Below are 13,979 nucleotides of genomic sequence, written 5' to 3'. Positions count from 1 at the left end.
AAAGGCGCTCCCGACTGGTCAATTGCGATAGCGAACCAAAAGAGGGTAATTCCATGTCCGCTTTGATGTTGGACGGTAAAGCGCTGGCCGTAAGCCGCGAAGCCATGTTGAAAGCCTCAGTCGAGGAGCTGGTCGCCGCTGGCGCCAACCAGCCGGTACTGGCCACCATCCTGGTCGGGGACGATCCTTCCTCGGCCACCTACGTTCAGATGAAGATCAACGCCTGCGGTCGAGTCGGTATGGGCTCGCGCAGCATCCACCTCGGTTCTGAAACCACCACCGAAGAGCTGCTGGCCACCATCGACGGCCTCAACAACGACCCTGATGTTCACGGCATCCTGCTGCAGCATCCGGTGCCGTCACAGATCGACGAACGCGCCTGCTTCGACGCTATCGCGATCGAGAAGGATGTCGACGGTGTCACCACCCAGGGCTTCGGCCGCATGGCGATGGAAGAGCCCGCCTACGGTTCGGCCACTCCGGCGGGCATCATGACCCTGCTGCAACACTACGACATCGAGCTCGAAGGCAAGCACGCGGTGGTGGTCGGACGTAGCCCGATCCTGGGTAAGCCGATGACGGCGATGCTGCTCAACGCCAACGCCACCGTTACCATCTGCCACTCGCGCACCCAGAACCTGGAAGCCCTGATCGGTCAGGCCGATATCCTGGTCGGTGCCGTCGGTAAGCCGGAGCTGATCAAAGCGGAATGGATTAAAGACGGCGCAGTGGTCGTCGACGCCGGCTATCACGCCGGAGGCATCGGTGATATCGAAAAGGACGGCCTGGAGTCACGGGCTGCGGCCCTGACCCCGGTTCCCGGTGGTGTCGGCCCGATGACGATCAACGCGTTGATCAGTCAGACCCTGGAGTCGGCCAAAGCCAGCCACAACCAGTAAGTCATAGTTGCAGCCCAGTCCGTTGCGCTGTCGCAATCAGCGCAACGGCTGACGCAGAGGATGGCGACATTCGCTTGCCGCCGACCTACCCTGATAGCTAACCGGCACTGAGGCTTGAATCCGGCCCCCGGGGAACCGACCCTGCTCCGGCGTTATCAAAACCCGTGAAGACTCTGAATGGCGGGACCGACTCCCTACCCCGGATTCGAGTTTGAGCGTTACACTTATAGCAGTCGCCATCCCGATTGACGGATAACAGTCACGGATACAGTGACAGATACAAGTGAATACAAAAAAGGTGCCTCAAGAAGCGCCGAGTGTAAGTGCCCTAAAGTGACCCGATAACAACAGGCCCGGTCCGTCCGAGCCGATACAACACTGCAGGCAGGAGCCGCTGATGACCGAGACACCCGACAACCGTCTGGCCAAGGTTGCCACTTTAATTGACCAACACCGTGACCAGCCCGGCCCGCTACTGCCATTGCTGCACAGTATCCAGGATCAGCTGGGGTATATCCCCGCCGATGCCGTCCCCCAGATCGCCGACGCCCTCTCCCGCACCCGCGCCGATATCGAAGGGGTGATCAGCTTTTATCACCATTTCCGTACCACCGAGCCGGCTGCCCATCAGCTGCAGATCTGCCGCGCCGAGGCCTGCCAGGCCCGCGGTTCCCGCGAGTTGGAGCAACACGCCAAGGCCAGCCTGGAGATCGATTTCCACCAGAGCACCGCCGACCGCACCCTAAGCCTGGAACCGGTTTACTGCCTGGGCAACTGCGCCTGCGGCCCCAATATCCAGATCGATGACCGGGTCGTTGGTCGGGTCACACCGGAGCGTCTCGACGCGCTGGTGGAATCGCTGCGGACCCAGCCGCTGGAGGTGAAGTGATGGCTTCTAATACAAACAGCACCAAGGTTTATATCCCCCGCGACACCACCGCCGTGTCACTGGGTGCCAACGAAGTGGTCGACGCGCTGATTCAACAACTCTCTACAAACAGCGAGTCGATCGAGATCGTCCGTAACGGCTCCCGGGGGCTGTTCTGGCTCGAACCGCTGCTGGAGGTCGAGACCGCCGAGGGTCGTATCGCCTATGGCCCGGTCAGCGCCGAAGATATCCCCGCGCTGCTCGAAGCCGGGATGCTGCAGGGCCAGAGTGAGCATCCGCTCTGTCTGGGCCCGACCGACGAGATTCCGTACCTGAAAAACCAGCAACGACTGACCTTCGCCCGCGCCGGACTGATCGACCCGCTGTCGATCGACGACTACCGTGCCCACGAAGGCTTTGACGGCCTCAAGCGCGCCCTGGGCCTGAGCGCCCAGCAGATCGTCGACGAGGTCAAAGCCTCCGGCCTGCGCGGCCGCGGCGGCGCCGCCTTTCCCACCGGGATCAAATGGCAGACCGTACTGGACGCCGCACCGGCCAAGCCGCAAAAATATATCGTCTGCAACGCCGATGAGGGCGACTCGGGCACCTTCGCCGACCGGTTGGTGATGGAAGCGGACCCGATGATGCTGATCGAAGGCATGACCATCGCCGGCCTGGCGGTCGGTGCCAGCCAGGGTTACATCTACCTGCGCTCCGAATACCCGCTGGCGAAACAGATTCTGGATGCGGCGATCGACAGCGCCGTCACCGCGGGCTACCTGGGCGACGATATTCAGGGCAGCGGCCGCGACTTCCACCTGGAAGTCCGTCTCGGTGCCGGTGCCTATATCTGCGGTGAAGAAACCTCGCTGCTGGAAAGCCTCGAAGGCAAGCGCGGCCTGGTTCGCGCCAAGCCGCCCCTACCGGCGCTGGAGGGTCTGTTCGGTCAGCCCACCGTGGTCAACAACGTCCTGTCGCTGGCGGCGATTCCGTTCATCCTGGCCCGCGGAGGCCAGGCCTACGCCGACTACGGCATGGGTCGCTCCCGCGGTACCCAGGCGTTCCAACTGGCCGGCAATATCGAACGCGGCGGGCTGGTGGAGCTGGCCTTCGGTGCCTCGCTACGCCAACTGTTGCAAGAGTACGGTGGCGGTTCGGCCAGCGGTCGCGCGCTGCGGGCGGTTCAGGTCGGAGGCCCGCTGGGCGCCTACCTGCCGGAGTCGCAGTGGGATCTGCCGCTGGATTATGAAACCTTCAGTGAAGCCGGTGCGGTCTTGGGCCACGGCGGCATCGTCGCCTTTGACGATACGGTCGATATGGCCCAGCAGGCCCGCTTCGGAATGGAGTTTTGCGTGGTCGAATCCTGCGGCAAGTGCACGCCCTGCCGGATCGGCTCGACCCGTGGCGTCGAGGTGATCGATCGGATCATCGCCGACGCCTCTGATCACAAGAGCCGTGAAGCCAATCTGGAGCTGCTCGACGAACTCTGTGAAACCATGGAAGACGGTTCGCTCTGCGCCATGGGCGGCATGACGCCGAATCCGGTTCGCAGCGCGCTACGGCATTTCCCGGAAGACTTCGCGCTCTCGACGACTTCAGCTTCAACAGCCACGCCATCAACAGGGGAGTAACAAGCCATGCTAGAGCATTTTGATCCCGCCCAGGAAAAAGATCTGGGCACCCCGGCGGTCATCTCCGATACCCTGGTTGAAGTGGCGATCGACGGCATCCCTGTGCAGGTACCCGAAGGCACCTCGGTACTGCGTGCCGCCGCCCTGGCCGGCATCACTATTCCCAAGCTGTGCGCCAGCGATAACCTGGATGCGTTCGGTTCCTGCCGTCTGTGTGCGGTACAGGTCGAAGGTCGCCGTGGCTACCCGGCTTCCTGTACCACCCCGGCCGAAGACGGGATGCAGGTCACGACCCAGAATCCGAAGCTGGCCAAGCTGCGTCGCAATATCATGGAGCTGTATATCTCCGACCACCCGCTGGACTGCCTGACCTGCCCCAGTAATGGTGACTGCGAACTGCAGGACATGGCCGGAGCCGTGGGCCTGCGCGAAGTGCGCTACGGCTTCGACGGCCATAACCACCTCGATGCCGAGAAAGATCTGAGCAACCCCTATTTCAGTTTCGATCCGGCCAAGTGCATCGTCTGCTCGCGCTGCGTGCGGGCCTGTGAAGAGGTTCAGGGCACCTTTGCGCTGAACGTCAACGGCCGCGGTTTCGACTCCAAGATCACCGCCGGCAACCGCGACTTTATGGCCTCCGACTGTGTCTCCTGCGGTGCCTGCGTGCAGAGCTGCCCCACCTCCACCCTGATGGAGAACAGCGTTATCGAGCAGGGCCAGCCCGAGCGCAGCGTGGTCACCACCTGTGCCTATTGCGGCGTCGGCTGTTCGTTCAAGGCCGAGCTCAAGGGCGATCAACTGGTCCGGATGGTGCCCTACAAGGGCGGTGAAGCGAACCACGGCCACGGCTGCGTCAAAGGCCGCTTCGCCTTCGGTTACGCCACCCACAAGGACCGTATCCGCACCCCGATGATCCGCGACAGCCTCGACGAGCCCTGGCGTGAAGTCAGCTGGGAGCAGGCGATCGAACACACCGCCTCCCGCTTCAAGGCGATCCAGGCCGAGCATGGTCGCAACAGCGTCAGTGGTATCACCTCGTCGCGCTGTACCAACGAAGAAACCTACCTGGTGCAAAAACTGATCCGGGCCGCGTTCGGTAACAACAACACCGACACCTGCGCCCGCGTCTGTCACAGCCCCACCGGCTACGGCCTCAAGCAGACCCTGGGCGAGTCCGCCGGGACCCAAACCTTCGACTCGGCGATGGATGCCGACGTGATCATGGTGATCGGCGCCAACCCCACCGACGCCCACCCGGTGTTCGGTTCGGTGCTGCGTCGTCGCCTGCGCCAGGGTGCCAAGCTGATCGTGGCCGACCCGCGCAAGATCGACCTGCTCAAGACCGCCTCGCTGGGCGAGTCCCAGCACCTGCCGCTGCTGCCGGGCACCAACGTGGCGTTGATCAACGCCCTGGCCCACGTGGTGGTCAGCGAAGGATTGGAAGACCAGGACTTTATCGCCAAGCGCTGCGACGACAAGCAGTACCAGCAGTGGCGTGAATTTATCCTCGACGAGCAGAACAGCCCAGAGCGCATGGCGGCGGTCACCGGCCTGAGCGCCGAGGCGATCCGTCAGGCAGCGCGTACCTACGCCAACGCCGACAACAGCGCCATCTTCTACGGCCTGGGTGTGACCGAACACAGCCAGGGCTCCACCATGGTGATGGGGATCGCCAATTTGGCAATGGCCACCGGCAACATCGGCCGCAGCGGCGTCGGGGTCAATCCGCTTCGGGGGCAGAACAACGTTCAGGGCTCCTGCGACATGGGCTCCTTCCCCCACGAGCTGCCCGGCTACCAGCCGGTGGGCGACGACCAGATCCGTGCTCGCTTCGAGCAATCCTGGGGTGTCAGCCTGGATCCGGAACCCGGGATGCGGATTCCGAACATGTTCAACGCCGCGCTGGAGGGCAACCTCAAGAGCATGTATGTGCAGGGCGAGGATCTGGCCCAGTCCGATCCCAACACCCAGCACGTCGAAGCCGCACTGAAGGCGCTGGACTTCCTGGTGGTGCAGGATATCTTCCTTAACGAAACCGCCAAGTTCGCCCATGTGCTGCTGCCCGGCGCCAGCTTCCTGGAGAAGGATGGCACTTTCACCAACGCCGAGCGCCGCATCAACCGGGTTCGCAAGGTGATGCCGCCGCTGGCCGGTAAGGCCGACTGGGAGGTCACCATGGACCTGTCCAACGCGCTGGGCTACCCGATGAACTACCAGCATCCGTCCGAAATCATGGACGAGATCGCCACCCTGGTGCCCACCTTCAAGGGTGTCAGCTACGACAAGCTGGAGCGTCTGGGCTCGATCCAATGGCCCTGCAACGACGAGAACCCGGACGGCATGCCGATCATGCACGTCGAGGACTTCCCGATCGGCAAAGGCCGCTTCGTGCTGACCGAGTTCGTCCCCACCACCGAGCGCTGCAGCCGCCGCTTCCCGCTGCTGTTGACCACCGGTCGGGTACTGAGCCAGTACAACGTCGGCGCCCAGACCCGTCGAACCGCCAATCAGGCCTGGCATGACGAAGACCGGCTCGACATCCATCCGCAGGACGCCGAAGATCGCGGTATCAACGACGGTGACTGGCTCGGCATCAGCAGCCGCGCCGGTGACACCGTGCTGCGGGCCCGGATCAGCGAACGGATGCAGCCCGGCGTGGTTTACACCACCTTCCACCATCCGGAGAGTGGCGCCAACGTGATCACCACCGACAACTCGGACTGGGCCACCAACTGCCCGGAATACAAGGTGACCGCGGTGCAGGTGGAGAAAGTCAGCCAACCGTCCCGCTGGCAGCAGGAGTTCAGGCAGTTGCGCGAGCGGCAGTCCGAACTGCTGAAGCAGCGTAAACGTGAACCCCAGCAAGGGTAAGTCCACCACGGGCTTACCCAACAAGGATCTTGAAGTGAGCGACGCCGGTCACAAACAACTCAAGCCGACCAAGCAACCGTCGCAGGCCCAACAGCACAGAGTGCAGCGCTGGAGCAGCGAGCGCCCGCAGCCGACGTCGGCGCAGGACTGGCTCGCTGAAGAGACCCCGGTTGCACTGTGCTACAACGGCGTCTGCCACCTGGTGATGATGGTCACCCCGGACTATCTAGAAGACTTCGCCCTGGGCTTCAGCCTCAGCGAAGGGATTCTGGAGAGTCCGGGCCAGCTCTACGGCATCGATATCGAAGTCCACGAGCAAGGCATTGAGGTCAATCTGGAGATCGCCGCCCGCCAGGCCCTGGCGCTCAAGGCCCAGAAACGCAATCTAACCGGCCGAACCGGCTGCGGCCTGTGTGGAACCGACTCGCTGGAACACGCCAACCGCCAACCGGACCCGGTGGCCCCCACCGAGCCGGTCACCGACGAGGCCATTCAACAGGCCCTAAGCCAGCTCAACCAACACCAACCGATGCAGCAGCTCACCGGCGCCTTCCACGGCGCCGCCTGGTGCAACCGCGATGGTGAGATTCAGCTACTACGGGAAGATGTGGGGCGCCATAACGCGCTCGATAAACTGCTCGGGGCGCTGGCTGTGGATGGATTCGATCCACAGCAAGGTTTTGTGCTGATCTCCAGCCGGGCCAGTTACGAGATGGTTCAGAAAACCGCCAGTGCTGGTATCAGCCAGCTGGTGGCGGTTTCGGCGCCTACGGCGTTGGCGGTGCGATTAGCGGAGCAAACTGGAGTGCGGCTGACCGGCTTTGCTCGGGATGGGAGTCATGTGCATTACTGTCCCCCATGCTTGTAAGCATGGCCATCTGAGTTTCTTATCAGGTGCTTTCGTCTTCCTCTAGCTCTCGACGTAGCTTTTCAAGGCTTAATCGGGCCATTTCATCTTGGATTGGCTGTACTTCGTTGTGCCATTTTTTAAATCCATACCACATCATATAAATACCTATCCCAATGACAGCGCCTAAACAAGATAAAAAGAAGGTCTTATTACTTTGAGAAATCTCCAGTTCCTTTCTCAATAGTTGAAAACGGGCTTCTTGTGATATTGAGCGAGAAGGATCAGCTTTGAGTGTTTCATACTCAACTCCAACTTCGAATATAAGGTCATTATTAGATTGATTTACATAAAGAAACGAAGCAAAACCAAATATTAATAACAGCAATCCGAATAAAGCGTAGAATTTATATATATTGTCTGTTGGTAAGGGGATACGACTTTCCATATTTGTATTCCTTAATTTCTGCACTATTTTTTATTGCTGCTATATTTTGATTGATCTTAACGATGGATTCCAATCTTGCCAAACTTAGTTGGCATTAGCTCTGGCAGCCTTGCTAATTGTGACTAGCACTGACATTATTTTTAAACTCAACTCGTTTATTAACCAACCATGCAATGATTATTGCATTGAAGTAAGCAAATAATAAAAATCCAATTTTATTTAAGACAACTGTTATAAACATTCCGCCCGTTGATTGCGCTTGAGTGATAGATATTTTGGCGTTCATTATGTTAAGAAAGGCCCACCATAGCGCCTCATTAGCTGTATTGATACCGCCTAAAACATCACGTTCCAACTCTAAAATCAGAGCTGCACATATTGTAAAAGAGCAAAAAGTAATGAGTAGAACAATAAGAGTAAGACTTTGAAATTTACTACCTTGAATAGATGTAATCAGTACTTTTAATGATTTTATAGTTCTTAGAAACCTTAATATACGGACTATTCTAGCCAATCGCCCCCAGCGTAGTGGATCGACCAACGGTATTGAAGAAGCTAAGTCTATCCAACCCCACTTCATATAAGCCAGTTTACTTTTTGCTACATAAAGGTTGTAAAAGAAATCGCCAAGAAAAACCAAACATATACAAAAATCTATTCGTTGTAATACAAGTGATATTTCAGGGTCCGTGATGATAAAGGTTTCAACAAAGACAACCACAAGTACATAGATGCTTAAAGCTAATAGAAATAGCTGGTATGTTGCGCTTCCTTTCTCAGTCATGAACTGTTCTACCTGTACAGTTAATACTAAAACCTCGGGACAGATCTATTTTTCCTGACTTTCTCTGAATCCCGATAGTTCCTATTGCGCTCCCCCGAGCGCCTTCATTCTTTTCGCATTGCGGAAAAGAACGAAGCAAGAAAACGCTAGCCCAATGACTTGTCGGCTTCGCCGAGTCCCTGCGCGTTGTCTTCAAAAATGGGCACCGATTGAACTCGGCCTGCGGCCTCAAACAGTAATCGGTACTGATCCATTTTCAAAGCCAATGCTCGGCTGCGTCAAGGGCGGTTGAGTCCGTGCAAGCCGGATCTTCATCATCCTACTTCAAAAACCATTCATCTCAGAAGAAACTCCCTCTTCCCCTTTTGCGCCGGTGAGCATTGGAGGTTGGCAATGGAAAAGAGCGATTTATGTTTGAGAGAGCGAAGCGAACGAGTTCAAATCGCGGCCATTGCCAAGCGAAACGCGCAACGTAGCCAGCGAAGCTGGCCAAGCAAGTGGGGCGGCTTTTCTTTGGTTCTGTTTCTTTTGCCCGCGCAAAAGAAATGAACGCGCTCGAGTGAGCGCAACGAAATACCTCCAACAACTCTTAAATTCAGGACGAACGCCCTCTCCCCTTTTGCGCAGGTGAGCATTGGACTGACCGGTGCATCAGCGAAGACGGCTGTTTGAGTGAGCGTAGCGAGCGAGTTTCCGTCGTAGCCCATCGGGTAGTTCAAAGCGCAACGAAGTCGGCAATACCGACCAAGCAATGGGGCTGTTCTTGTAGGAAAGAGCCTTTGGTTCCGTTTCTTTTGCCCGCGCAAAAGAAATGAACGCGCTCGGCTGAGCGCAACAAAAAACCTCACCAAAGCTCATCAACCCAGGACAAACTCCCTAACCCAGAGCAGTTTCCCCTGCTCGCATCACTACTTAGGTCCCGCGCTGCAATCGACTCCAACCCCAAGTACAACCAACCACCAGCACCCCATAAACAACCAGATAACACCACTCCGCCGGTCCGGAATGCCCATAAGCCTCAACACCAAACGCAGCCTCGACCCAAGCCCAAAACGATGCGGTAAGGATTGTAAGAACTACAGCCACCGGCGCACACAACAGCAATAAGCCGATCGCGATTGCCACACCCTTGAGTCGCTCAGCAAAACTCATGAAACGCCCAGCCAACTGGTCAGATAGGCCACTATCCACAGCAGCAACAGCAATCCGAAAGACAGTGCCGCCGAACGCTTAACCCAACGCGATAACGGCCAGCGTTTGAAGATCAACACCAGAGCACAGCAGAAGAAGGTGAAGGTCAGGATCAGATAGGGCAGGACGAGAATGACGTCCTTCTCACCGCCGCCAAAGTCCAGCCATCCTTCGGCCAGTGCAAACAACAACAGCGGCGACACCAGTAACGGGACGGCGGCCAGTACCGCCTGTGTAATTCGACTCTCGATAACCATCTAACGCCCAGATTTACCGGCTTTGCAGCCCTCTTCAGGCCACGGCAACAGTTTGGTTTTAGACTCAATTTCTCTGGTCTTTCGCGTATCTAGGTAATCCCTGTTGCGCTCACCCGAGCGCCTTCATTCTTTTCCCATAGCGGAAAAGGACGAAGCAAGAAAACGCCTAGCCCGATGACTTGGCCCTTCGGGCATTCATTCGGCACATCCCTGCGCCTCAACCTGCGGGCAGCCTGTGGCTATGCAAATTGGCTGTCCTGCCAATTTGTCCTGCGCGTTGTCTTCAAAAATGGGCACCGATTGAACTCGGCCTACGGCCTCAAACAGTAATCGGCGCTGATCCATTTTCAAAGCCAATGCTCGGCTGCGTCAAGGGCGGTTGGTATTGTGCAAACCGAAACTTTGATAGCTCATCCTGAAATATCTGAACATACTCCCAACTCCCTTTTTGCGCCGGTGAGCATTGCAGCTTGGTAATGGAAAAGAGCGATTTATGTTTGAAAGAGCGAAGCGAACGAGTTCAAATCGCGGCCATTACCAAGTGAAACGCGCAACGTAGCCAGCGAAGCTGGCCAAGCAAGCGGGGCTTTTCTTGTGGGAAAGAGCCTTTGGTTCTGTTTCTTTTGCCCGCGCAAAAGAAATGAACGCGCTCGGCTGAGCGCAACCACAAGCCTCACCCAATCTCTGCAATTCAGGACGAACTCCAACCCAATGGAATAGCCCTCACAACCCGCGGCAATAACAGGAGTATTTGATCGTCACATCGGCTCGACCCAGGGCGATATCAAGCGTCGGTTTGATCAGCATCGCCTCGTCGGTGCGCCCCTGTCGGGTCAGGCATTCGTGCAGGCCGTGCAGGCTCCATACGTTGCCCGGGTGCTGGCAGGCCCTCGCCAGGCTGTTGTCGAAGCCCAGATCGGCGCGATAGACCGCCTCGGCTTCTTCGATCCGCTGCTGCTCCAGTAACAGCGCACCGAGAGCATGGCGGGTCGGTTGCATCCAGCCCCAGGGCTCGTCGTAGGGCAGGTTGTCATCCAGCTCGACCGAGTGACGCAGGTGAGCAAAGGCTTCGTCGAAATCACCTTTGCGGTAACTCAGCTCACCCTCCATCATCGCCTCGGCCACATTCAGGATATCGCTGCACAGGTTGTTGAAGATCATCCGGCTGCCGGGCATCGCCACCTTGGCGGCAAAGAAATCCTCCCGGGCGGCCTCGGCCGCAGCGATCTCGCCGGTGGCGGCATAGGCCACGGTTTTGGCGTAGTGGATCATCGCCAGCGTGAACGCGTACAGCTTGGAGTCGTCCGGTAACGGCTGCTCTTTGATCCGCTGCCACTCGCCGAAACGGATCAATACGTGCTGGGTCATCGGATAGAAGCTCTCGAGCCAGTCGGCCATCGGCTCGACCACCTCGGGCGGCAGGGTGGCGGCCAGTTGTTCGGCGGTGTCGAGCGCCACTTGTCGCTGACCGAGAAACATCGCACCGTAGATTTTGAAGTGGTAGTTGTGACAGCGATAGAGGGTGTAGAAGTTCAGCGCCCCGTTGCGTTCGAAATACTTGCGGTCGGCCTGGATGGCGCGGTGATTACGCAGCACCACGTTGTGGTAGTCACCGCACAGCACGTCGATATGGGTCGGCATATGCTGCAGGTGGCCGGCATCCGGCACCAGATCGATCAGCGCATCGCCGGCGCTGAGGGCGCGTTCCGGGTGCGGCGACATCTCCATCAGGTGCAGATACATATGCAGCAGTCCAGGATGCTGTTTGGCGCCCTTCCCTGCCAGCTGATCGAACGCGGTCTCGAGTACCTGAATCGCCTCTTCGGTATCGGCGCCTTCGGCGGGTTTACCACTGGGCAGATCCCACAGCTCCCAGGGGGTTCGGTTCATGATCGCCTCGGCGAATAGGGCGCAGACATCCAGATCGTCGGGGTAAGCCTGATAGACCTTACGCATCGCGTTGGCGTAGGCGTCGTTCCAGGGGCCGAAGTCTTCCACGCCAGGATCGTCCGGATAGCGCTGGCCGAGCGCCTCGATAAGGGCGCGCTCGAGCTCGGTGGCATTTTGCAGCTGCCCCTTGGCTGCTTCCAGCAACTGCCGGGCGGCGTCCAGGCAGGCCTGCTTCTCGTCAACTTCGAGATCAGCCCACTGCTTGTTGTAGTTCGGTCCAGCGGCGTAAGCGATGCCCCAGTGTGCCATCGCGCAGTCCGGATCCAGTTCGAGCGCTTTGTTGAAACACTCGATCGCTTCTTCGTGATGGTAGGCGTAATTCCAGATCAGTCCCCGGTCGAACCAGCGTTGCACCTCGGCTGAGGTGGTAGATACCTTGCGGCTGAAGTTGCCCAGATCGTAGTAATCGCTCATGTTGCCTCCTATCAACCGGCAACAAACTACCGCTCATGTTGAAGGCTGTATTTTTCTAATAGCTGCGATTTAGCGGCCCACGCGGGGCCGCTGACCTGATTACAAGTATTAGCGCATTTGCGGGTTTTTCCAGCGCTCCGCTCCGGGGGCTAGAACCCATCGCGCGAGGCTGGAAACAACGTCAGGGAGAGTAGGCCAGAGCGACGTCTGGTTCAGAGCATATCCTCGATCAGCTCGGCCAGCGCCTTGATCCCCGGACGGATCCGCTCGCTGGCGATGGAGGAATAACCCAGGCGGAAGTAGTTCAGCGGCGGGTTGTTGGACAGGAAGTGGATATCGCCCGGCTCGATCAGGATGCCGCGATCGGCGGCTTCTTTACGCAGTACCCGGGCATCGAGACCTTCCGGCCCTTTAACCCAGTAGCAGGAGCCGCCGAAGCTCGGTTTGTTGAAGGTCGCCGGCATGTACTCGGACAGCGCCGCGCCCATCTCCTGCCAACGCTCTTCGTAGGCCCGCATGATGGTCATGATCAGGGCATCGTGATAGCCGCGCTCCAGGAACAGCGCCACCGAACGCTGGTTGTTGGCCGCCGGGTGGCGCACCATCAGCCGGCGCAGCGCACGGGCTTCGCGGATAAACTCCTTCGGCCCGACCAGATAACCCAGCCGCAGCCCCGGCGCCAGGGTCTTGGACAGACTGCCGACGTAGATCACCCGGTCGCTCTTATCCAGGCTCTTCAGCGCCGGGATCGGGTTGGACTTGAAGTTGGTTTCGCTCTCGTAGTCGTCCTCGATGATGACGAAATCGTGCTCGTTGGCTTTCTCCAGCAGCTCATAACGGCGCTCGATCGGCATCGTTACCGTGGTCGGGCAGTGGTGGCTCGGGGTGGTGAAGACGCAGTCGCAGTTATCCAGCTTCTCATCGATGATCATGCCCTCGTCGTCCACCGGTAGCGGTTTGACCTGGGATGGGTTGAGCTGGGCGATATTGCGGATATCCACATAGCCGGGGTCTTCCAGCCCCATCACGCTATCCTTGTCCAGCAGCAGCTGGGCCAGAATATAGAGCGACTGCTGCGCCCCCACGGTGACCAGAATCTGCTCCGCCGAGGCCCAGACCCCGCGACGCGGCAGCAACCGGGTGCGGATCTGCTCCACCAGCAACGGATCGTCGTTATCGAAGCGATCGGAAGCCCAATCACGTATCGCCGGTACACTGACCGCATCACGACAGCACTCACGCCAGTTATTGGTGGGGAACAGGGTCGGGTCGAACTGACCGTAGATAAACGGGTACTGGTACTTCTGCCAGTCCCGCGGCTTCTTCATATTGGCCTGCCCGGACGGGAACGCCTTCAGCTTCGTGCTCCAGTCCGGCACGTTACCGTCGACGCCCTGGTGGTCCTCGGCTTCCTGGGCAACCTTGTGGCTGAGGATCTCCGGATTGACGTAATAACCGCTACGCTCGCGGGCGATCAGGTAGCCGTCGTCGAGCAGGTGCTCGTAGGCCAGTACCACGGTGTTCCGGGCAATGCTGAGCTGCTTGGCCAGCTTACGACTGGACGGCAACGGGCTGTCGACCGGGATATTGCCGTTAAGAATGGCGCTGGCGATCTGCTCGCGCAATTGCTGTTGAAGGCTGCTGTCTTTATCGGTGGAGAGATGGAAAAGATGGAACATACAACCTCCTGCTCAGGGTGATCGGGGTACTCCAGAAACCGCTCGAAACCCTGCATTATTTCTTTGTGATCAGCTATATAGCTTATTCGTTGTTAAATAGCCACTGACATTCTAAGGATAGTGAATTCAGATTGGGTATC

General features: G+C 58.3%; 10 protein-coding genes. 5 read left to right on the top strand and 5 right to left on the bottom strand.

From position 1 onward, the window contains the following. The first annotated feature begins 53 nt into the window (after positions 1-53). From folD to fdhD, 5 genes are all read left to right on the top strand, one after another. Positions 54-899 (top strand): bifunctional methylenetetrahydrofolate dehydrogenase/methenyltetrahydrofolate cyclohydrolase FolD, encoded by an 846-nt coding sequence (folD, locus tag ACO05M_RS08940; protein ID WP_421870458.1) that lies wholly within the window; start codon positions 54-56, stop codon positions 897-899. 397 nt (positions 900-1,296) lie between these two features. Further along, complete coding sequence (locus ACO05M_RS08935; RefSeq protein WP_421870456.1) at positions 1,297-1,788, top strand: formate dehydrogenase subunit gamma; 492 nt, start codon at positions 1,297-1,299, stop codon at positions 1,786-1,788. Further along, positions 1,788-3,398 (top strand): formate dehydrogenase beta subunit, encoded by a 1,611-nt coding sequence (locus tag ACO05M_RS08930; protein WP_421870454.1) that lies wholly within the window; start codon positions 1,788-1,790, stop codon positions 3,396-3,398. The genes ACO05M_RS08935 and ACO05M_RS08930 overlap by 1 nt, the downstream gene beginning before the upstream one ends. A gap of 6 nt (positions 3,399-3,404) precedes the next feature. Beyond that, positions 3,405-6,269 carry a formate dehydrogenase subunit alpha gene (gene fdhF / locus ACO05M_RS08925; RefSeq protein ID WP_421870451.1) on the top strand — a complete coding sequence of 955 codons (2,865 nt, stop codon included), beginning with the start codon at positions 3,405-3,407 and terminating at the stop codon, positions 6,267-6,269. Then, complete coding sequence (fdhD, locus tag ACO05M_RS08920; protein WP_421870449.1) at positions 6,250-7,137, top strand: formate dehydrogenase accessory sulfurtransferase FdhD; 888 nt, start codon at positions 6,250-6,252, stop codon at positions 7,135-7,137. The genes fdhF and fdhD overlap by 20 nt, the downstream gene beginning before the upstream one ends. A 22-nt stretch (positions 7,138-7,159) precedes the next feature. Here fdhD and ACO05M_RS08915 read toward each other — a convergent pair whose 3' ends face one another. From ACO05M_RS08915 to ACO05M_RS08895, 5 genes are all read right to left on the bottom strand, one after another. Further along, the gene (locus tag ACO05M_RS08915; RefSeq protein WP_421870446.1) at positions 7,160-7,564 is read right to left on the bottom strand and encodes a hypothetical protein; all 405 of its coding nucleotides are present in this window, start codon (positions 7,562-7,564) and stop codon (positions 7,160-7,162) included. Between the two features lie 112 nt (positions 7,565-7,676). Beyond that, the gene (locus ACO05M_RS08910) at positions 7,677-8,348 is read right to left on the bottom strand and encodes an ion transporter (RefSeq protein WP_421870443.1); all 672 of its coding nucleotides are present in this window, start codon (positions 8,346-8,348) and stop codon (positions 7,677-7,679) included. Between the two features lie 1,148 nt (positions 8,349-9,496). Further along, entirely contained in the window at positions 9,497-9,796 is a 300-nt protein-coding gene (locus ACO05M_RS08905) for a hypothetical protein (protein WP_421870440.1), read from the bottom strand. Between the two features lie 723 nt (positions 9,797-10,519). After that, positions 10,520-12,160: a hypothetical protein gene (locus ACO05M_RS08900; protein ID WP_421870437.1), complete on the bottom strand. Its 1,641-nt coding sequence runs from the start codon at positions 12,158-12,160 to the stop codon at positions 10,520-10,522. A gap of 212 nt (positions 12,161-12,372) precedes the next feature. Then, positions 12,373-13,839, bottom strand: a complete 1,467-nt coding sequence (locus ACO05M_RS08895) for a PLP-dependent aminotransferase family protein (RefSeq protein WP_421870434.1) — start codon at positions 13,837-13,839, stop codon at positions 12,373-12,375. Positions 13,840-13,979 lie beyond the last annotated feature (140 nt).

This window comes from Motiliproteus sp. (assembly GCF_965230735.1).
Lineage (GTDB): Bacteria > Pseudomonadota > Gammaproteobacteria > Pseudomonadales > Balneatricaceae > Motiliproteus.
The sequence above is the reverse complement of the archived record's forward strand: the minus strand, read 5'-3'. Positions and strand labels throughout refer to the sequence as shown.